The 19,948-nt window shown below is 44.6% G+C and carries 19 protein-coding genes; 9 read left to right on the top strand and 10 right to left on the bottom strand.

Features of this window, described 5'->3' with window-relative positions; all coding sequences use genetic code 11:
- Window positions 1-314 precede the first annotated feature (314 nt).
- From ABEW32_RS13790 to ABEW32_RS13775, 4 genes are all read right to left on the bottom strand, one after another.
- On the bottom strand, window positions 315-1,685 hold the full coding sequence (locus ABEW32_RS13790) for an NCS2 family permease (RefSeq protein WP_430188484.1): 1,371 nt from the start codon (window positions 1,683-1,685) through the stop codon (window positions 315-317).
- A 220-nt stretch (window positions 1,686-1,905) separates the two neighbouring features.
- Window positions 1,906-2,295, bottom strand: coding sequence for a hypothetical protein (locus ABEW32_RS13785; RefSeq protein WP_430188483.1), 390 nt, complete (start codon window positions 2,293-2,295; stop codon window positions 1,906-1,908).
- A gap of 36 nt (window positions 2,296-2,331) precedes the next feature.
- Entirely contained in the window at window positions 2,332-2,805 is a 474-nt protein-coding gene (locus ABEW32_RS13780) for a MarR family winged helix-turn-helix transcriptional regulator (RefSeq protein ID WP_430188482.1), read from the bottom strand.
- Between the two features lie 130 nt (window positions 2,806-2,935).
- Window positions 2,936-3,781, bottom strand: coding sequence for a LysR family transcriptional regulator (locus ABEW32_RS13775; protein WP_430188481.1), 846 nt, complete (start codon window positions 3,779-3,781; stop codon window positions 2,936-2,938).
- Between the two features lie 129 nt (window positions 3,782-3,910).
- Between ABEW32_RS13775 and ABEW32_RS13770 the strand changes: the two genes are divergently transcribed.
- Window positions 3,911-5,041, top strand: a complete 1,131-nt coding sequence (locus ABEW32_RS13770) for a Gfo/Idh/MocA family protein (RefSeq protein WP_430188479.1) — start codon at window positions 3,911-3,913, stop codon at window positions 5,039-5,041.
- Between the two features lie 97 nt (window positions 5,042-5,138).
- Here the strand turns inward: ABEW32_RS13770 and ABEW32_RS13765 are convergent, their stop codons facing one another.
- Window positions 5,139-5,756 (bottom strand): Type 1 glutamine amidotransferase-like domain-containing protein, encoded by a 618-nt coding sequence (locus ABEW32_RS13765; protein WP_430188477.1) that lies wholly within the window; start codon window positions 5,754-5,756, stop codon window positions 5,139-5,141.
- Between the two features lie 467 nt (window positions 5,757-6,223).
- Window positions 6,224-7,762 carry a glutamine-hydrolyzing GMP synthase gene (gene guaA / locus ABEW32_RS13760; protein ID WP_430188475.1) on the bottom strand — a complete coding sequence of 513 codons (1,539 nt, stop codon included), beginning with the start codon at window positions 7,760-7,762 and terminating at the stop codon, window positions 6,224-6,226.
- Window positions 7,763-7,907: 145 nt separating this feature from the next.
- Between guaA and ABEW32_RS13755 the strand changes: the two genes are divergently transcribed.
- From ABEW32_RS13755 to ABEW32_RS13730, 6 genes are all read left to right on the top strand, one after another.
- Window positions 7,908-8,564, top strand: a complete 657-nt coding sequence (locus tag ABEW32_RS13755; protein ID WP_430188474.1) for a DedA family protein — start codon at window positions 7,908-7,910, stop codon at window positions 8,562-8,564.
- A gap of 279 nt (window positions 8,565-8,843) precedes the next feature.
- Window positions 8,844-10,385: a spore germination protein gene (locus ABEW32_RS13750; protein WP_430188473.1), complete on the top strand. Its 1,542-nt coding sequence runs from the start codon at window positions 8,844-8,846 to the stop codon at window positions 10,383-10,385.
- Entirely contained in the window at window positions 10,382-11,590 is a 1,209-nt protein-coding gene (locus tag ABEW32_RS13745; protein ID WP_430188471.1) for a Ger(x)C family spore germination protein, read from the top strand. Before ABEW32_RS13750 ends, ABEW32_RS13745 begins: the two co-directional genes overlap by 4 nt.
- A 5-nt stretch (window positions 11,591-11,595) precedes the next feature.
- Window positions 11,596-12,705 carry a GerAB/ArcD/ProY family transporter gene (locus tag ABEW32_RS13740; protein WP_430188469.1) on the top strand — a complete coding sequence of 370 codons (1,110 nt, stop codon included), beginning with the start codon at window positions 11,596-11,598 and terminating at the stop codon, window positions 12,703-12,705.
- Between the two features lie 30 nt (window positions 12,706-12,735).
- Window positions 12,736-12,972, top strand: a complete 237-nt coding sequence (locus ABEW32_RS13735; protein ID WP_430188467.1) for a hypothetical protein — start codon at window positions 12,736-12,738, stop codon at window positions 12,970-12,972.
- A 15-nt stretch (window positions 12,973-12,987) separates the two neighbouring features.
- A complete protein-coding gene (locus ABEW32_RS13730; RefSeq protein ID WP_430188466.1) occupies window positions 12,988-14,103 on the top strand; it encodes a GerAB/ArcD/ProY family transporter in 1,116 nt (371 codons plus the stop codon).
- Window positions 14,104-14,163: 60 nt separating this feature from the next.
- Here the strand turns inward: ABEW32_RS13730 and bcp are convergent, their stop codons facing one another.
- From bcp to ABEW32_RS13710, 4 genes are read right to left on the bottom strand one after another with little or no spacing between them, the layout of a single operon-like run.
- A complete protein-coding gene (gene bcp / locus ABEW32_RS13725) occupies window positions 14,164-14,640 on the bottom strand; it encodes a thioredoxin-dependent thiol peroxidase (RefSeq protein WP_430188464.1) in 477 nt (158 codons plus the stop codon).
- Window positions 14,641-14,682: 42 nt separating this feature from the next.
- On the bottom strand, window positions 14,683-15,471 hold the full coding sequence (locus ABEW32_RS13720; protein WP_430188463.1) for an ABC transporter permease: 789 nt from the start codon (window positions 15,469-15,471) through the stop codon (window positions 14,683-14,685).
- Between the two features lie 4 nt (window positions 15,472-15,475).
- Window positions 15,476-16,270, bottom strand: coding sequence for an ABC transporter permease (locus ABEW32_RS13715; protein ID WP_016819311.1), 795 nt, complete (start codon window positions 16,268-16,270; stop codon window positions 15,476-15,478).
- A complete protein-coding gene (locus ABEW32_RS13710) occupies window positions 16,263-17,303 on the bottom strand; it encodes an ABC transporter ATP-binding protein (protein ID WP_430188461.1) in 1,041 nt (346 codons plus the stop codon). The genes ABEW32_RS13715 and ABEW32_RS13710 overlap by 8 nt, the downstream gene beginning before the upstream one ends.
- A 103-nt stretch (window positions 17,304-17,406) precedes the next feature.
- On the opposite strand from ABEW32_RS13710, the gene ABEW32_RS13705 reads away from it, so the two are divergent.
- Together ABEW32_RS13705 and ABEW32_RS13700 are read left to right on the top strand one after the other, a co-directional pair.
- Window positions 17,407-18,528 (top strand): LCP family protein, encoded by a 1,122-nt coding sequence (locus tag ABEW32_RS13705; RefSeq protein ID WP_430188459.1) that lies wholly within the window; start codon window positions 17,407-17,409, stop codon window positions 18,526-18,528.
- 82 nt (window positions 18,529-18,610) lie between these two features.
- Complete coding sequence (locus ABEW32_RS13700) at window positions 18,611-19,927, top strand: glutamate-1-semialdehyde 2,1-aminomutase (protein WP_430188457.1); 1,317 nt, start codon at window positions 18,611-18,613, stop codon at window positions 19,925-19,927.
- Window positions 19,928-19,948: the final 21 nt, after the last annotated feature.

The raw sequence follows: 19,948 nt of genomic DNA, 5'->3' as shown, positions 1-19,948 counted from the left end.
TTTTCAAAGATCAAACATTTTCTTGAATCAGCTCATCGCCTCATCAACTCTTATATCATATCATGTCCGAACCAACTTTGCAAGCATTTTTTTGAAATCTTTTTTTTCATTCGCTCGCAACCTTGTATTTCTTGGCCGGAATTAGAATATACCATATACGTTTTTCATTTGCAAGTATTATTTATATAAAATTTTTCAACACATATTTATTATTCATTTCCCTTCATATATTAACCCTATTGCTTTTACTCCTATGAACAAAAAAATCTCCTTCCTTAAAACAACAGGAAAGAGATTCTTTATTATCAACTAAATTATTCGGAACCCATGAAGGCAAAACGGATCACTACAATAATAGCAAGCACCCACATAAGCCAGTGAATTTTAACTTTATTACTGGTAAACAGATTACTGAACACTGCCAGCACAACGTAAGACAGAATACCAGCAGAGATACCATTCGCAATTCCACCTGTAAAAGGCATCAAAACAATGGTCAAGAACGATGGGAATGCCAGCAGGAAGTTATCCCATTCAATATTGCGAACCTGACTCATCATCAACACCCCGACGATAATCAAAGCTGGGGCAGTAGCCGCTGAAGGCACGACCAGAGCCAGCGGAGCAATAAAGAGAGACAGCAAGAACAAAATACCTGTCGTTACAGCAGTGAGACCTGTACGTCCACCTTCTTCTACCCCTGCGGAGCTTTCTACAAATGCTGTAATTGTACTTGTACCCAGTACTGCACCAGTACTTACACCAACAGCATCTACAAGCATCGCTTTACCGATGATTTTTTCGCCTTTTTTCTTATCTTTCATTATACCTGCACGCGTAGCTGTACCCACCAACGTGCCGAATGTATCAAACAGCTCTACAAATGTGAAGATAAAAATAATATCAAACAGACCGATATGCAAAGCAGCCTTCAAGTCTAGCTGACCTACGGCCAAATTGCCGAAGTCTGGAATCCAGTGGCCTGTTGTCAAGCTACTCAGATTTGTTACACCCATCGGAATACCGATTAATGTAGTAGCGACGATTCCAATCAACAATGCACCTTTGACCCGAACGACCATCAATGCTGCAATAATAAGCAACCCGATAAGCGCCAGAAGCGCATCTTTTTGATGTACCAGACTACCCAGAACCAAGTTAAAAGCATGACCCGGAACTGGATGACCCACATCGGTCCCTGGAACGATACTCACCATAACCAGATTACAAAGCTTGAAGCCCACAATTGTGACAAACAAGCCAATACCAACTGTAATAGCTGTTTTTAAATTTTCCGGAACCGCAACAAGCAGCATCTGTCTTACCCGGGTAACGGTCAAAATCAGAAAGACGATACCGGATATAAATACAGCGCCAAGTGCCGCTTGCCAAGTAATCATCCCATTAGAACTCAAGACTACAGTCATAAAATAAGCATTCAAGCCCATCCCTGGTGCCATACCGATCGGTACATTTACAAACAAGCCCATTAGAATGGTAACTAAACCTGCACCCACTGCTGTTGCAAAGAAAACAGCTTCACTAGGCATTCCCGCTCCGGTTGGTCCCAAAAAGGTATTGTTGACCACCAGGATATAAGCCATGGTCATAAAAGTAGTGATCCCCGCAATAATCTCGGTGCGGATGTTCGTGCCATGTTCCTTTAATTTAAAGAAACGCTCCATGAGTCGTAATTCCTCCTACGTAAAGCATACTCGTATTGTTGTCGTTCAATTGCTGTAATATTCGCATTCATATACGCTGTATTACATCCGTTATTTTAGGCTCTCACCTACAGCTTGTCAACAGAAAAAACGAATGTTACAAATTAAACACATAAGTATTGTTCGGAAAAAAGATAACCCGCAAGCTCTTATACAGCTGGCGGGTTATCTTTTAGGATAATCAGATGTTTTTGTACTTATCAAAGGCATTCGCTGTATCCGGTATATTTTCCAGATAAACGATCTTTCCTTCTGTATCCAGCCGGGCTTTGTCCACTCCAGTGAGTGTATAAACTTCGCCTGTTGCCTTTTTGCCACACACTGCCCATTTGGTTTGATAGGTATCAGCTTCTCCGAAAACAGGCTTCCATCCCTCATACATATGCTTGATTTCGAGCGTCCCCTCGAAGAACATGTTCAAAAAGCTTTTCCAACTGTTCATACCTTGTTTTCGATCCCCATTTAACACGAACTCAATCTTTTCGGAAAAAAGGCTGATTAATCGATTTCTATTTACCTGATCGTCTTTTGCTAAATCGTAGTAATGAAAATAATCTTCTAAAATCTTCATTGAGTGGCCTCCAAAAACATTTTGTCCTCGCACATTTCACATATTCTTCACATTGCTAGACATACGCTGTAGTGCATCTGTTAAAGCTACAATTTCCTCGTCTGCAAACTTGTAGAGGAGCTTTTCTTGAAAGGCTTCTCTTTGCTCTGTCAAAACTCGCAGCTCTTGAATCCCTAAATCAGTTAAACGTATATAGGTCACACGCTTATCCTGCTCTTTTTTACTGCGTAAAATCAGACCTTCCTCTTCCAGTCTTTTCAAATGCCGGGTCACTGCTGCACCATCAAGAACGAGCAGATGTTGAAGCTCTAGCTGACTTAATTCCTGACGATGATGAATATGATATAAAATTTCAACCTTGGTAAAGCTGGTTTTTAGCTGTGCTTCAAAAGCGTTATTCATTTCTTTACACAACAGATGCATACGATAAAACAACTGGCTTTTTTCAGAGCAATGTTCGATAGCTACCACTCCTCCTTCAAATACTTGACCTATCAATTGATATATCAAGCATTATACACTCTTACTGGAAATTAACAAGCCATGAGACAAGTCTACATATATTAAAAAGTCGGAGCTAACAGCATGGTAGCCTTGGTATTTGCCTTGATTAATTGGCATTCGATGTCTCTCCTATTTATTAGATCGTATTGTTGATTTCGATAAATTTATGTTCAATTGCTGTCATTTCGTGATTTGGACGGGATATTAAATATGTATCCATGTATCCAAAAGTCGAAGGAATTGGTAAATAGGACGTTACTTTAAATTGCCGCGCCAGCTTTTTGGACATAAGGGTGATTCCCATTCCCATCAGAGCGAACTCCACCATCGTATCAAATATCCCAACCTCGACAACCTCGCCATGGGTCAATTGCATGTCCTGATACATCTTCTCTAAATGCGTGAGGTACAGGCAGCTATCCGATAATATGATAATAGAAGCTCCTTGCAGTACCTGTTGGAGATCCGAGCCTTCGTGTATACCTTTCCCCACCAGTACCAGCTCTTCACGGCATATTTTTTGATAATGAATATATGGGTTGGTAGGATATCCTGTAACAAAAGCTATATCAAGCTCGCCGTCGAGGATCAATTGCTCCATTTCCGTGGTGGTTCCGGTTTTTAATGTCACTGAAGCCTGCGGATACATCTCATACACCTTTGTTAGCGCCCTTGTTGTTTCCCCTGCTACAATGGACTGCATCGTGCCGACGCGCAGTTTTTCCTCCTGGGGTCTCATTTTCATCTCCGTGTCTTGCCATAGCAGCAAAATTTGCTTGAACTGAGCATATAAAATTTCTCCAGCGGGTGTCAGTTCCATACCACGAGGCTTGCGGTAAAATAACGCTGTGTCGTAATAGGCCTCCAGCTTCTTGATTTTAGCTGTCATATTCGATTGCAAATGATTCAGCTTCTGGGCAGCTTCTGTTAGACTTCTAAGCTCTGCCACTGAAACGAATGCCTGCATATTTTGAATATCCACCTCTTTACCTCCCATCAAATAAAATGATATCTACATCACTAACAAACATTATTCTTTATGAGTTAAGTGTATTATATTGGGCTGGAGCGCTATTTTCTACCCATATTTTAAAATCAGGAGGAGTGACACATGATTAAACAGATGATTCGTGCAGGTATCATAGGAGGTTCGATGAATAACAAATGGGCCAGCCAAACGCATATTCCTGCTTTGCTCAAGCACCCGAGCTTGGATATCACGGCCATCGGCACTTCCCGTATGGAGAGTGCACGAAAAAGCGCAGATGACGTAGGGGCAACATTAGCTTTTGACGATGCCAAAAAGCTCACAGCTTCCGAGGATGTGGACATGGTCGTGGTGAGCGTAAAAGTTCCCCATCATTATGAGGCGGTGATGGCGGCTATTCAAGAGGGGAAACATATTTTCTGTGAGTGGCCTCTGGGGGCCAACACTGCGGAAGCTGCTGAGATGGCTAAGGCGGCGGAACTGGCTGGCATTCATCATACCGTCGGCTTGCAGGCACGGCAGGATTATGAAGTGCAAACGATGAAAAGGCTAGTGGAAGACGGGACAATTGGTGAAATTGTATCCTGTCATATGCAAGTAGCTACTTCCGGCAAAGGTGGACAAGTAAATCAGGACACTGCTTATCTGCTGAATAGAGCCAGTGGTGCCAACCTGCTGACCATTAACGGAGGGCATTCCCTGGATGCGCTGCAATACATCGTTGGCGAATTCCGTGAGCTATCGGCCATCACATACTCCCGTTATAATGAGGCCACTATTCATGAAACGGGCGAAGTTATTTCCAAGGATACTCCCGATCAGATTCTGATTCACGGACTAATGGAAAATGGAGTACCGACTTCCGTTCACATTCAAGGTGGAGTGAATTCTAAGTTTGAGCTAGAGATTCAGGGGAAAAAGGGAATTTTGCGTTTGTCACAGAATCCTTCGCTTGGGCATATTCAATTTGGGAATCTGACGCTTGAAAAGCTCATATATGATCCAAGTAATGAGCAGAGTCATGTGCCTAACGGTGATTTTGAAACAATAAATATAGCTCATGAACCTGATAGTACCCTGGATTTCCCAAAAGAAGGGGTAACCCTGAATGTTTCCAAAGCTCATCATGTATTTGCCAGGGATATTTTGACGGACACCCATCTCGCTCCTGATTTCAACCATGCCTTAAAACTGCATCAGTTACTTGACCGCATCGAGGAATCGGCTGCAACCGGGAAAAAGATCGTATGGTAAGTTAGAATTTAAAAAAGAACCTTCAATACCAAGATAGATGTGGATTGAAGGTTCTTTAAAATATTTATCAGTTGAAATTCTCCTTTATTTAATGAAGTCATGCATTCTCGACTTTTATACTATCACCTTCAACCAAAATAACTTCCGCGTTGCTGATTGGATATAAATTTAATTGGCTGCCATATTCCTCAATGATGTTCTCCACCGCTTTTTTAAACGGGATGTTCGTATGGTGAGGGACTGGATAAAATTCAATTGCCCTGAGTGCAGCAAAGGAATCCAAAGCAGGCGCCTCCTGCACATTGTCCATAAGTCGGGCATATTCGATATTAGGTGATAAAATCATCGAACCTGCCGATTCGCCTATATACAACTTCCCTGCATTCACTTCCTCAGCAATGATTTTGTCAGCTCCGGTTCTTCTTAACTCTTGAAGTAAATAAAATGTGTTGCCTCCGGTCATATAAATATAGTCATTTCCTCTAATTTTACTCTCTATTTCATTCAATGTTGTTGTGCTGATTTCGATCTCATCCACGATTAGTCCTAAATTCTCTAATGCTTTTTTCCCTGTATTCACATAAAACTTGACTTTCTCTGGAATACTTGCGGTTGGAATGAAAGTGACTTTTTTTCCTGCCAAGTTTTCATCAGCGAAATGGACTAAGCATGGTGCTACATCCTTAAATGAGGACGACAAAAATAATTTTTTCATCTCTTTATTCTCCTTAGAATAGCGTTTAATGAAACGGATATGTAACAAGTTAATCTAGATAAATTATAAAATATATTAGTATCAAAACATGACACCATTAGAGGATGACATAAAAAATAAACGTTTAATTCCACACTTGATTTAAGCTATTTATAGCTTGAAGCTAATCAATTCATATAAAAAAGGAGACATTACCATTGAATAATATCTCCTTTTTTCAACTTCATATTCCGTTTTGCAAAAACGAGTGACTTTATATCTCCGTCGCATGAGGCCATGCAGTTCGCCTTTAGCAAACCCCCGTCGATTGAGGTTGCCGCGCAGTAAACTTTCCCGAATAAAGTTTCGACCTTGCCCCCGTAAAAAAGACTCCGACCGCATAGCGATATTTCGCCGATACGGAGGAGCCTGATGTTGTATTGGTGAATCTCAAAGGATTCATGGTTACGATGCGGGAGTCTCTACGCTTACTCCCACTCAATTGTTGCTGGTGGTTTGGATGTTACGTCGTAGACGATACGGTTAACGTTGTCCACTTCGTTAACGATCCGAACGGAGATTTTCTCCAATACGTCCCAAGGGATACGTGCCCAGTCGGCGGTCATACCGTCGATTGAGGTTACTGCGCGAATACCTACGGTGTAGGAATACGTACGGGCATCGCCCATAACGCCAACGCTCTTCATATTCGGCAGAGCGGTGAAGTATTGCCAAATTTCCCGATCCAGACCTGCTTTGGCAATCTCCTCGCGCAAAATAAAGTCAGAATCACGGACAATCTTAAGCTTGTCCTCTGTCACTTCGCCCAATACACGAATGGCAAGACCCGGGCCTGGGAATGGCTGACGCCATACAATTTCGGCCGGAAGTCCACATTCTTCGCCGACTTTACGCACTTCATCCTTGAACAAAGCATTCAGGGGCTCGATCAGTTTGAACTTCATGTCTTCTGGTAAACCGCCCACGTTATGGTGGGATTTGATGGTTTGCGCCGTTGCTGTTCCGCTCTCTACAATATCAGTGTACAACGTGCCTTGTGCCAGGAAGTCAAAATCATCGAATTTAGCTGATTCTTCTTCAAAAACGTAAATAAACTCGTTACCGATGATTTTACGTTTTTGTTCCGGGTCATCCACTCCTGCCAGTTTGGACAGGAAACGCTCACGTGCATCAATTTTGACAACTTTCATATCAAATTTACCAACGAACGTCTCCATTACACTTTCAGCTTCACCCTTGCGCAACAGTCCGTGGTCAATGAACATACATGTCAGTTGGTCGCCGATCGCTCTGTGAATAAGCATGGCTACTACGGAGGAGTCCACGCCGCCACTTAAAGCGCACAGTACTTTCTTATCGCCTACTTGTTGGCGGATTTCACGAATTTGCTCTTCAATGAACGATTCCATGGTCCAGTTGCCTTCACAACCACACACTTCATACAGGAAGTTGTTAATCATCTCATTACCTTGAACAGAATGACGTACCTCTGGATGGAATTGTACCGCATACAGATTCCGCTCCAGGTTACTCATTGCGGCAATCGGGGCACTCTCTGTTCCTGCATCCAGTGTAAAGCCGGTTGGCAGATCTGTAACGTGGTCGCCATGGCTCATCCATACGGTTTGACGGGAATCCAGTCCTTTAGTCAACCGAGCGCCCTCATTGAATTGCACGTCTGCTTTGCCATATTCACGCTTGCCCGCACGTTCTACTTTACCGTCCAGTTGGTGGGCCATCAGCTGCATGCCATAACAAATACCAAAGATAGGGATGCCAAGATCATAAATTGCCCGATCCACCTGAGGAGCATTGTCTGTGTATACGCTGGAAGGTCCGCCTGAGAAAACAATTCCTTTCGGCGCCAGCTCTCTCAGCTTCTCCGCAGGCGTATTGTATGGAAGGAGCTCGCTATATACGCCGAGATCCCGAATTCTTCTTGCAATTAACTGGTTGTATTGTCCTCCAAAATCGAGAACTACAACGATTTCATTAGGCTTATTCATTACCGTGCCTCCCTCAATTGTTCGTTTCATTATACGCAACGATAAAACAACACGTCAAGAAATCAACCATAGTTGAGTGGTCATGAAAAGATTGATAAAATAAATTAATTCTAAATTACTTAATCTGCCCGTAGGAGTGTACACGATGGATGTGCTGAAATGGATCGCGCAATTGTTCGAAGAATATGGATACGGCGTCCTTTTTTTCGGCTTGCTGCTGGAGTTTATTGCTTTGCCTTTTCCCGGAGAGACCACAATGGCTTATGCGGGATATCTCTCCTATGTCGGCACCCTGGATTTCGGCAAGCTGGTGCTGCTAGCTTTCTTAGGCACAACCATCGGTATGACCATTACCTACTTTATCGGAAAATGGGCTGGACTCCCCTTTATTCAGAAATACGGTAAATGGTTTTTGTTATCGCCGGACAAGCTTCAGAAAACACAAAAATGGTTTCAACGTTATGGATACTGGCTTATTTTCGTTGGATATTTCATTCCAGGTGTCCGTCATTTTACAGGCTATTTTGCTGGAATTATAGCTCTTTCTTTCCGTAAATTTGTCTTATATGCTTACAGCGGTGCTTTATTTTGGGTCGTTCTCTTTCTAAGCATCGGCAAGCTGTTTGGTCCGCAATGGGATGCCATTTTCCATTTGGTAGAACTGTACGCATTACGAATCGCGGCTGCCGTTGGGTTCATCATCCTGCTGTATTTTATATACCGATGGAGAAGCTTGTTGTTTGGCTCGCTATACAAATCTAAAAAATCGGTTAAAACCAGCAGCAAAGATGACACGGAATAGTCGCACTCCTGCGCCTTCCACTTACAGATCCTTGCATGATATACCGAAATCACGTTAGATTTCACAATACCCCTCGTTGTTCTAACCAAAGCCCCACATTCGCGGCTCCAACATTTCTAACGTTTCCCCTGCTCCCAACATAGACGATCCGATGTTCCCTCGGCTCTACGTCGTCAGCATACCCAACAATCGGCCCTGTAAATACAACAGGGTCAAGCATAAATTCATATTTTCAGAGCATACTAAACCAACAAACTCCAATATCGGAGGATTTTACGTATGCCAAATGAGAATAAAAGCTGTCCACTTACTCATATATCCTCTAACTTGAAAGATAATGTAAATCATATCGAGAGCTCCTTTGGAAGCAGCGGAGATGTAATTATTAAAGAGCTATTATGGATGCAAAAATGGCCAGCAGCTCTGTTTTATATCGACGGTCTGGTCAACACTCAGTTACTCCATGATTCCGTTCTGCGTTCATTGATGCGGGTAAACGAACATCATGTACCGGAGGGCATAGAACCATTTGACTATTTAAAGGATCAGGTTCTAATTGCGGGTCACTCAGGTAGTGTGGACGAAATGGACGCTCTATTCAATCATATGCTATCTGGCGGTATTATCATTTTGCTGGAAGGATATACAAAGGGCATATGGATTGATGCGGTCGGTTGGGAGGATCGCAATGTCAGCGAGCCCCAATCCCAGACGGTTGTACGGGGTCCAATGGAGGGTTTTACCGAAAATTTGCGTACTAATACAGCTCTGATTCGTAGGCGAATCCGTGATCCGCGGCTGTGGATGGAAACAAGACAGATCGGTCAGGTGACTCATACCAATGTGTCTGTGATGTATATCAAAGGAATCGCTGACGAAGGGGTTATTCAGGAACTGAGAGATCGTTTGGACCAAATTGATATTGACGGAATCCTGGAAGGGGGTTACATCGAAGAGGAAATTCAGGATGAAACCTTTACCCCATTTCCGACCATTTATAACAGTGAGCGTCCGGATTCGGTCGCTGCCAGTCTGCTGGAAGGTCGAATTGCTATATTAGTGGACGGCACCCCCTTTGTTCTGCTGATACCTGCATTGTTCGTTCAATTTTTCCAGTCGGCAGAGGATTATTACCAGCGTGCCGATATCAGCACTTTACTGCGTATGCTGCGTTTCTTTTCCTTTTTTATCGCAATGCTTGCCCCCGCAGTTTATATTGCGATAACTACCTTTCATCAAGAGATGCTTCCGACAAACCTTTTGATCAGTCTCGCCGCACAGAGGGAAGGCGTACCGTTTCCGGCATTTGTCGAGGCAATGCTTATGGAGATTACTTATGAAATTTTGCGTGAAGCAGGGGTTCGAATCCCCAAGACTGTCGGGCAGGCTGTGTCGATTGTAGGTACACTGGTCATTGGACAAGCAGCTGTAGATGCAGGAGTAGTCTCGGCGGCTATGGTCATTGTTGTGTCAATCACAGCGATCTCCAGCTATGTTATTCCAGAAAACGGTTTGTCGATAGCGGTTCGTATTGTACGTTTCGCCTTAATGATGCTAGCGGCAGCCTTCGGACTTCTTGGAATATTAATGGGTTTAATTGTACTTTTGCTGCACTTAACCAGTCTGCGATCGTTCGGTGTCTCTTATATGAGTCCATTCGGACCCTACGTGGAGAGTGATTTGAAAGATACGCTATTTCGCCTACCTTGGTCTCATATGAGGACACGTCCTCAATCCACCCCTATCCAAAATACGATCCGCCAAAAAAAGAAAAAAAGACGAATTGGCAATACATCGAAAACCAGAAGGGATCAAACATGAAACAAACTATACATTTGCTCTTCGTCTGGGGGCTGATTGCATTACTATTGGGTGGATGCTGGGATCGAAAAGAATTAAACGAACTAGGCATCGCTATAGGGATCGGGGTGGACATGGAAGGAGATCAGTATCAGGTGACTGCTCAGGTGGTTATTCCTTCCGCAGTAGCCTCCAAATCCTCACCTGCTTCAGGCTCTCCGGTTGTTACTTATCAGGCCACTGCGCCGACGATTCAAGAGGCTATTCAAAAAATGACGGATACAAGCCCGCGATCCATCTATTTATCTCATATTCGCATGCTGATTTTAGGCGAGGAGTATGCAAGAAGAGGAATTTCTGATGCGATTGAAACCTTGATGCGAGAGCCTTTTACCAGAAGTGACTTTTATATTGCGATAGCCAAAAATAACAAGGCCTCTACGATGTTAAAGATCCCCACTCCACTGGAAAAGCTGCCAGCCAATAAATTGTTTGCTTCATTGGATACGTTAACGAAAACATGGGCTCCTGCCACCAAAATAACCATGGATCAACTGCTTAGCGACTTGGCTAATCCCGACATCCAGTCCACCCTGCCCGCATTGGAAGCCGTGGGAGATATAGAATCGTCCAATGAAAAAGGTGTAGATGCTACCAAAAGCATATCTCCTGGAACCATATTAAGATTCTCTGGCATTGGTGTATTAAAAAAAGACCGCTTATTGGGCTGGATCAATGATCAAGACAGCAAAGGGTTCAATTACATCCGAAATAAAGTGGTATCTACTACGGGACATGCCGACTGTCAGGGAGGCGGGGAAATTGCCTTATTAACCTTAAGCAGCGACACCCAAAAAAAAGTGCTTATTCGCGATGGAGAGCCTGTTATCTCCATATCTGTTACTAACAACAGCACAGTGCGAGAGATTAACTGCAAGCATATGAAGTTAAGTAGTATGGCTGATATTAAAGAAATTGAAGCTGCGAGCAATGAAAAAATCGTTGAAATTATGAAACATTCCGTAGAGACCGTTCGGCATGAGTTCAAGTCAGACATTTTCGGCTTTGGTCAGCTGATCCACCAGTCCAAACCAGAGCTTTGGGAAAAACTAAAAGAAGAAAAAGAAAATCCTTTTATGGATTTAAAGATTGAATACAAGGCAAAAACCAGAATCAGAAAAATTGGTTCCTTGTTCGAATCATTCCAAAAAAAAATGAAGGAGTGAGCTTGGTGGAGGAGAAAGGACGTATCGGCATCACAAATATAGCCGTGCTCGTATTTTTGAGCATTTTCGGAGACTGCGTTCTGGTATATCCCTCCCTCATTACGGGCATATCCAAGCAGGATGCTTGGATCAGTTCATTCCTAAGCATCCCTGCAGGACTGGCTGTGCTACTGCTACTCCTGCGGGTACATCAGCTATATCCTGATCTCACCTTTGTTCAACTCAGCCAGCGAATTTTAGGTCCGTGGCTTGGCGCTCTCATCTCCATCTGGTATCTGTTCCATTTATTAATGAATTCAGCGATTTATTTAAGAGAAGTCGGAGATTTTATGAACAACCAGACCTATGTGATGACGCCTCTTCCCGTTATCAATTTACTCTTAGTTCTTGTGCTTATGTGGGGCATGTATATGGGCCTAGAGCCTATTGCGCGTACAGCTCAAATCATGTTTCCTTTATGTTTGGCCTTTACATTGTTTTTAATCCTATGCTTGCTTCCCCAATGTGACAGTCAGCAGCTTAAGCCAGTGATGGAGCAGGGTATTCCTAAGATTATGGAAGGTAGCATTTTTGCATTGTCCTATCCATTCGGAGAATTAGCTTTTTTACTCATGATTTTTCCTTATGTGCGCAAGCAACCGGGTCTAAAAAAATCCGTTTTATTATCCGGGCTTGCTGCCAGCGTTCTGTTAAGTGTACTGCTCCTGGTTTCTCTTCTGGTTCTAGGCCCTTTTATAACCGAAAATAGTGTGTACACCTCTTATACGCTATCTAAAAAAATCGACATAGGGAATTTCTTACAAAGAATTGAATCCATGATGAGTACAGCCTGGATTATCACTACTTTTGTTAAAACCATCCTACACTTCTATGCCTTTACCTTAGGAATGACTCAGCTTCTGCGATTAGACAATGTCCGGACCTTTCTTGGCCCTAGCTTCATGATTCTGTTTGGTCTGATCATCGTGTCGGCACCCAATATTACCTATTATCTGAACACGATCATTCACGCCTGGATTTATTGGGATTTGACGGATTCCGTTGTCCTCCCTTTGCTGCTGCTTGTCGTGTACAAATTGAGATCGAAAAGCAAACATACCTTGGGATCTGGTTGAGCCTCACCCATTAAAGGAAGGAGCATCGACATGCTGATTACCATTGTCATTACCTGTATCGGTCTAGCCATTGCAGTCAAGGATTTGCCAGGCTTGTACCGAAAGCATCGCTTTAAGGATATGTTCGTGTACATCATTATGCTTGGATTAGGCACATGGCTCAGTATTCTTGCTGCCAAATTAGAGGTTACGCCAAGTCCGCTAATTTTGATTGAAATCATCTATAATCCTGTTAATGCATTTGTGTCACATGTATTTGGTTTTTAGAAAGGAGACAGCCACATGTTAAAAAAAGCACGTATTAGCATTCGGCAAGTGACTGTCCTGATGTTTCTGAGTTTAATCGGGGATATGCTGTTAATTTATCCAACTGTTATTACACATATCGCTCACCAGGATGCCTGGATCAGCTCTATTCTATCCATCCCGCTGGGCTTAATTATTATTTACGTGCTTCTTCGCGTTCACGAGCTCTACCCGGGCCTTACACTTATAGAAGCCATCCGCAAAATTTTAGGACCTGTATTCGGATCTATCGTTTCTTGCTGGTATCTGTTTTATTTTTTCATCGGTACCGCCCTTAATGCGAGAGAAGTAGGAGATTTTCTGACTACAACGATATTTGAGGCTACCCCTTTGCGCGTTCTACTGGCACTGGAAGTGTCATTATTGGTGCTTGCTGTGTTAGCGGGAATTGAAGCCTTTAGTCGGGTTAGCGAAATTTTGCTGCCTGTGTATGTATTCATTTTTTGCGGTCTGATCTTGGCGCTGCTCCCACAAGTTCATCTTTCTAATCTACGTCCTTTTTTGGAAAACGGGTTATCTCCTGTTGCTAAAGGGATGGTTCCAGGCGCGGCAATGCCCTTTGCCACAATGTCCGTCATGCTCATGGTATTTCCTTTCGTCAACAAAAAGGCCCATTTTAAAAGGGATATGCTGCTTGCATCGCTTACAGGCGGAGTGATCGTTAGCCTCTTTCTGCTGCTCTCCCTGCTTGTCATTGGACCCTTCGTAACCAACTACAGTCAATACATTTCCTCTGCACTTACAACCAAAATTAATGAGCTGAATTATATTACACGTGTTGAATCGCTGGTTTCCTTGATCTGGGCACTAGCCGCTTATTTTAAGGGAGTCATTTTCTTTTATGCCTTTACTTTTGGTATAACCCAGCTGTTCCGAATTTCTAATGTTCGTCCTTTCGTCATACCTGCCGGGGCGCTTGTGTATGGAATGACCGTTTTGGTAACGCCTAATGTGTTTTATTATATAAGAACTCTTGTTTATCCAATGGCTGCCTGGAATTATACGAACGGTTTGATCATTCCGCTGCTTTTGTGGACTGTTTACCTCTGCCGGCAAAAGTGGAAACATCGGCAAAACACATCTAAAAATTAGCAAAAAACCTTTTGAAACCGATGCTTAGAAAGCACACCCGGATTCCAAAAGGTTTTTTTCTTACGCCATGTCCTGAATGAATGCCAGCGCAGCATCAATATGCCCTTTTACTCTTAAACCACGCCATTCATGAACTAAAATGCCATTCTCGTCAATAAGGAACGTAGAGCGAACAATGCCCATGTACTGCTTGCCGTACATTTGTTTTTGCTGCCATACACCATAGGTTTCAGCCACCTGATGCTCTTCATCAGATAACAGCTGAAAAGGTAGACCGTACTTGGCAATAAATTTGTCATGCTGCTTAAGTGGATCGGGGCTTACCCCCAGAATTACGGTGTTCAACCCTTCAAACTCCGCATGTTTATCCCGAAAATCGCAAGCCTGGGTCGAGCAGCTAGAGGTCAAGTCCTTGGGATAAAAATACAACAATACCCTGCTGCCTCGATAATCCGATAGCTTGACGCTCTTTCCCTCACTGCCAAGCAATTCAAAGTCTGGTGCCGCTTGTCCAATAACGGTCGCTGTCGTGGACATTTTATCATCTCCTATCTTGTAGGGGTTCTTATATCATTCGCCCTATGAGCCAGCACCCCGGTAACGCCGAATCCCCCAGTTCCAAGCCAGTAAGCCCAATGTCAGAAAGACAATCCCCATCACAGGAGTTAAGAGCGCCATATGACGCATGTCCTCTCGTTGAAGGAACAGTGAGGCCGGATATACGCCAACAAAAGCAAAAGGCAGTATCCAGGTCAATACAACCTGAATGGCACGGTTATAGATCGTTACCGGATAACGTCCATAGCCCTGAATATTGTACATGAGCGGAATAATACCCGTAGGCGCATCCGAAAAAAATGAAAGAGAAGTCAATATAGTGTATATGCCTGTATAAATGGCCACGGCACTTAAACTCAAAACGATCAGCGCAGGTATGAACCACCACTCCATAGCCAAATCCATCTGTGCCCCGCTGATCCCCATAATAATCAGACCGATCACTGAGCCAACCAGTGCGGGCGGGTCCACATTTTCAAGGAAAATCTGGAACAGATTATATGCGGGACGGGTCATTACCCGGTCAAGTTCACCTTTTACAATATAGCGCTCGCTAAAGTTCCAAAGATTAACGAAACAACTGAATAGTCCGTAAGGAACCATAAAGAATCCATAAACGAACACAACTTCGCTTTCACTCCAGCCACCCAGACTGTTCGTATGCATAAAAATAACCAAAATAAAAATAAGATTTGTGGCCTGGAACAACAGATCCGAAATGACTTCTACCCAGAAATCAGCACGATAGGTGAGCCGTGATTTCATGTAATTTTTCAAATATTCGCTAATGAGACCCAAATAGTACATCATCGGCTTACCCTCCCTGCACGAACAGACGTCTGCGCGCCAGCCGCCAAATGATGATCATCGGCACGAGCAGAACGACCAGCCAAATGATTTGGATACCCAGCACATTCCAGATGCCCACGCCTTTTACACGTCCCGTAAATACGGAGCCCGGCAAATAAGTAATTGCCTGAAAAGGCATCCATTGGGAGATTGTCGCCAGCCAGCCCGGAAACAAACTGATTGGCAAAATCAACCCTGAGAATAGGTCTACGACTACGCGCTTCATACGCATCATGCCCTCATTATTTTCAATAAAAAAGGCCGTCAAGCCCGTAATAATATTAATCTGAGTGTTGATCAGAAAGCTGAAAAACAGCATGACCAGAAAACCAATCCAGGCTACCGGGTCACTGGGAAGCTTCACGGGGAACAGCAGCATCGCAATCGCCATGCCCGGAATCATAAACAAGAGGAAGCGAAACATCCCCTCACCGAGTCCCTGCATAAACTTAACAAGTACATAGTTATAAGGTCGGATCATCTGAATAGCAATGCTTCCATCACGAATATCTGTCGATATTTCGCGATCCAGATTATTAAAGTAAAAGGCTCTTGCCATCCACGATACGGCTACATAGGTCGTCATCTGAGCAGCAGTAAAGCCTCCAATACTACCCGCATCGCCATATATCGCTTTGTACGTGAAATAATACACGCCGATATTCATAGAATAAATAAGTATGCCTGAATAATAGTTCACACGATAAGCAAGCATGGTGAGAAATCGAATACGAATAAAATCGGTGTATACGCTAAGCATGAACTTTGGCCTCCACTATCGGATTGCCCTGGCGTTCTGCCGAGCCAGACTGATAGATACTGCGGACGATATCATCCGTATTAGTTTCAATGATTTTGATATCCGTAATGTCCGTACGACCAACTACACTAGCCAGCACATCCGATACATTAATATGAAGAGGAATCCACACCTTGGCAGCCAAATCGTTATCCATGGTCCACGTCAGCGGCATATCGGCTGTCCATGCCTGCAATTGCTCCAGCTGTGTCGTCGTACCAAATTGAAACCGTACTTCTCGCCCTGTACCCCAACGATCCTTGAGATCATCCAGTCCACCATCATAAATGATATTCCCATCATCCAGCATAATGACGCGCGAGCACAGCGCTTCAATATCCTGCAAATCATGGGTTGTCAGCAAAATAGTTGTCCCGTGTTCCCGGTTCATGTCCTTCAAAAACTCGCGAATTTCGGACTTCACCATAATATCAAGCCCAATGGTCGGCTCGTCCAAAAAAACAATGGACGGATTGTGCAGCAAAGCAGCTACCAGCTCACAACGCATCCGTTGTCCAAGGCTAAGCTTACGTACCGGGCGGCTCAGCAAATCCTGTAGCTGCAGCCTCTCCACCAGCTCATCCAGCCTGCGTTTGAAGTCCATAGCCGGAACCTGATATACTTTGCGCAGCAGTTGAAAAGACTCGATCACACCGATGTCCCACCACAGCTGGCTGCGCTGACCGAAAACAACGCCAATGTTACCTACAAATTTCTCGCGATCCTCATAAGGGACATAGCCCCCCACCTTGAGATGTCCCGATGTTGGCACCAGAATACCTGTCAACATCTTAATCGTAGTGGACTTTCCGGCCCCGTTCTCACCAATATAACCGCATATTTCCCCCTGCGGAATACGGAAGGATATATCTTTGACCGCAGCCACCTCGTTGTATTCGCGGGCGAATAAATCAAGGAAGGCACCTTTTAAGCCCTCGCGGTTTTTTTGAACCTTAAATGTTTTGCGCAGATCCTGCACATCAATTGCTAGCATGCTATACCTCTCAATCAGGATTTGTAAAATCCATAGTTAAATTGATTGTGCTCCAAAAAGAAATTATAATGTAATGAACTGAAAAGCGAAAGGGAGAGCATCCATGACAAGCAGAACCAAAAGGACGATATGGTCGGTTCTAGCCGTGGTAATCGTCGCGATTGTCGGCTTTGCCGTGTACTACTTTACATCCATTTATAATCAGCTGGATAATCTGCATAAAGAGGGTGCCAATTCCCCCTTCAAAAATGTAAAACAGGTCGATCAGGTTCGTACACCAGAACCGCCTAAGTGGGAAGGTACCGATATGGTCAACATACTGCTAATGGGTGTCGATGGCCGTGGCATCCAGAAAGGGGAAGTCCCCCGATCGGATAGCATGATGGTTGTATCACTGGACCCTGTGAAGAAAAAAATCCACTTGTTCTCTATTTTGCGTGATACGTACGTGGATATTCCTAGCTACGGAAAAAATCGAATCAATACTGCCATTACTCATGGACCCAACACGGCCATGAAGACGGCCAGCGACCTGCTTGGCATCCCGGTGCAATATTATGTATATACAGATTTCCAAGGCTTTATTAAACTGGTGGACGCTGTAGGCGGCATTGATTTTGAAGTGGAAAAGGATATGCATTATACAAGTAATGCGGATAAGCACGAATATGATATTGATTTGAAAAAGGGTATGCAGCATCTGGACGGCAAGACGGCGCTTCAATATGTGCGGTTCCGCCATGATGCCATGTCCGACTTCTCCCGTTCTGGACGGCAACGGGCATTTTTGGAGGCTGTAGCCCAGAAAATGCAGACCACGACTTCCATTGCTAACCTGCCAAACATTTTAGAGCAGGTAAATCCGTATATTGATACGAATCTCAGTGTTAACGATATGTGGAAGCTTGCGAATGTAGGATACCAAAGCAGCTTTGCGGGCAGCGAGCAGGTTCCACCGATGAAGCTGCTTGGCGAAGAAAATGTGGGCGGCGCGGAAGTGCTTACGGTCCGCGATCCCGAAGAACTGAAATCGTATGTGCAGGATATATTTAATAATCCTCCCGTACAGACACAGGAACAAAATAAGGATCAGAACGGAACGAAGCAGCCGGATAGTGCATCGTCTTCCAAGACAGATAAACCTTCCTTCACAGGAGGCAATAAAACCAGTACTGAGGATGCTTCGACACAATCAACAACAAAGACAGGACAAAAAGAGCTATAATAATGTATGCAGGGGCAGCCGTGAACGCTGCCCTTTGGCGTGTGTATACCCTATCTTAAAGAACGGAAAGGAAGTTTTGAGGATGAAACGGGAAAACTCCGAAGCACTATATAAAGAAGCCCTGGAGCATATTGTCGGGGGCGTTAACAGCCCTTCGCGCTCCTTTAAAGCTGTAGGCGGCGGCGCTCCAGTATTCATGAAACGCGCCCAAGGCGCTCATTTCTGGGATGCGGATGATAATCAGTATATTGACTATTTGGCGGCCTACGGCCCTATTATTACTGGACATGCTCACCCCCATATTACGAAGGCCATCAGCGAAGCGGCTGCGAATGGCGTATTGTATGGAACCTCGACGGCCTTGGAAATCAAGCTGGCCAAGATGCTGAAGGAAGCCATTCCTTCATTGGATAAAGTCCGGTTTGTGAATTCCGGCACAGAGGCGGTCATGACGACGATTCGCGTGGCCCGCGCCTATACGGGACGGAACAAGATCATCAAATTCGCCGGCTGCTATCACGGTCACTCGGATCTGGTCCTTGTAGCCGCAGGCTCGGGTCCTTCCACACTGGGCATACCTGACAGCGCAGGGATTACAACCAATATTGCAAGCGAAGTCATTACCGTGCCATTCAATGACCTCGACGCGTTGCGCCAAGCATTGGAGCACTGGAGCGACGATGTGGCGGCAGTCATGGTCGAGCCGATTGTCGGTAATTTCGGCATGGTCATGCCGCAGCCTGGCTATCTGGAAGGGCTGTGCTCGCTGGCGCGGGCGAACGGCTCCCTCGTCATTTATGACGAGGTCATTACCGCCTTCCGCTTCCACTACGGCTCAGCCCAAACGTATGCAGGCCTGGACAACCATGATGCGATTCAGCCGGATTTGACCGCGCTGGGCAAAATCATGGGCGGCGGTCTGCCGATTGGTGCCTACGGTGGCAGCAAACAGATCATGGAGCAGGTGGCCCCACTCGGCCCGGCCTATCAGGCAGGTACAATGGCAGGCAACCCGGCTTCGATCTCGTCAGGCATCGCCTGCCTTGAAGTTCTTCAAGGGGAAGGCGTGTATGAAGAGATGGAACGTCTGGCTGTGAGACTGACGGACGGTATTCAGTCTTCTGCTGATCGCTACGGCGTGCCATTGACGATCAACCGTATTCGCGGAGCGTTCTCGACGCATTTCTGCGATCATCCGATCACGAATTACGCGCAGGCGCAGGATACAGATAGCGAAGCGTTCGCATCCTTCTTCCGCCACATGCTGGATCGCGGCATCCATCTGGCTCCGTCCAAGTTCGAAGCCTGGTTCCTCACAACAGCACATACGGACGAAGATGTGGATGCCACACTGGAAGCAGCGGACGATTCGTTACGTGCGATGTCACAAGGAAAATAAGCAGAGCAGTAAGCGATAATA

The sequence above is a fragment of the Paenibacillus jamilae genome (assembly GCF_050482105.1).
In the GTDB taxonomy this organism is placed as follows: domain Bacteria; phylum Bacillota; class Bacilli; order Paenibacillales; family Paenibacillaceae; genus Paenibacillus; species Paenibacillus jamilae_B.
This window is presented reverse-complemented; position numbering and strand designations above follow the sequence as displayed.

What these genes read in the sequence shown, in the direction of transcription:
- ABEW32_RS13790 (WP_430188484.1), bottom strand. Translation starts at nt 1,685, where the DNA reads ATGGAGCGTTTCTTTAAATTAAAGGAACATGGCACGAACATCCGCACC.
- ABEW32_RS13785 (WP_430188483.1), bottom strand. Translation starts at nt 2,295, where the DNA reads ATGAAGATTTTAGAAGATTATTTTCATTACTACGATTTAGCAAAAGAC.
- ABEW32_RS13770 (WP_430188479.1), top strand. Translation starts at nt 3,911, where the DNA reads ATGATTAAACAGATGATTCGTGCAGGTATCATAGGAGGTTCGATGAAT.
- ABEW32_RS13765 (WP_430188477.1), bottom strand. Translation starts at nt 5,756, where the DNA reads ATGAAAAAATTATTTTTGTCGTCCTCATTTAAGGATGTAGCACCATGC.
- guaA (WP_430188475.1), bottom strand. Translation starts at nt 7,762, where the DNA reads ATGAATAAGCCTAATGAAATCGTTGTAGTTCTCGATTTTGGAGGACAA.
- ABEW32_RS13755 (WP_430188474.1), top strand. Translation starts at nt 7,908, where the DNA reads ATGGATGTGCTGAAATGGATCGCGCAATTGTTCGAAGAATATGGATAC.
- ABEW32_RS13750 (WP_430188473.1), top strand. Translation starts at nt 8,844, where the DNA reads ATGCCAAATGAGAATAAAAGCTGTCCACTTACTCATATATCCTCTAAC.
- ABEW32_RS13745 (WP_430188471.1), top strand. Translation starts at nt 10,382, where the DNA reads ATGAAACAAACTATACATTTGCTCTTCGTCTGGGGGCTGATTGCATTA.
- ABEW32_RS13735 (WP_430188467.1), top strand. Translation starts at nt 12,736, where the DNA reads ATGCTGATTACCATTGTCATTACCTGTATCGGTCTAGCCATTGCAGTC.
- ABEW32_RS13730 (WP_430188466.1), top strand. Translation starts at nt 12,988, where the DNA reads ATGTTAAAAAAAGCACGTATTAGCATTCGGCAAGTGACTGTCCTGATG.
- bcp (WP_430188464.1), bottom strand. Translation starts at nt 14,640, where the DNA reads ATGTCCACGACAGCGACCGTTATTGGACAAGCGGCACCAGACTTTGAA.
- ABEW32_RS13720 (WP_430188463.1), bottom strand. Translation starts at nt 15,471, where the DNA reads ATGATGTACTATTTGGGTCTCATTAGCGAATATTTGAAAAATTACATG.
- ABEW32_RS13715 (WP_016819311.1), bottom strand. Translation starts at nt 16,270, where the DNA reads ATGCTTAGCGTATACACCGATTTTATTCGTATTCGATTTCTCACCATG.
- ABEW32_RS13710 (WP_430188461.1), bottom strand. Translation starts at nt 17,303, where the DNA reads ATGCTAGCAATTGATGTGCAGGATCTGCGCAAAACATTTAAGGTTCAA.
- ABEW32_RS13705 (WP_430188459.1), top strand. Translation starts at nt 17,407, where the DNA reads ATGACAAGCAGAACCAAAAGGACGATATGGTCGGTTCTAGCCGTGGTA.
- ABEW32_RS13700 (WP_430188457.1), top strand. Translation starts at nt 18,611, where the DNA reads ATGAAACGGGAAAACTCCGAAGCACTATATAAAGAAGCCCTGGAGCAT.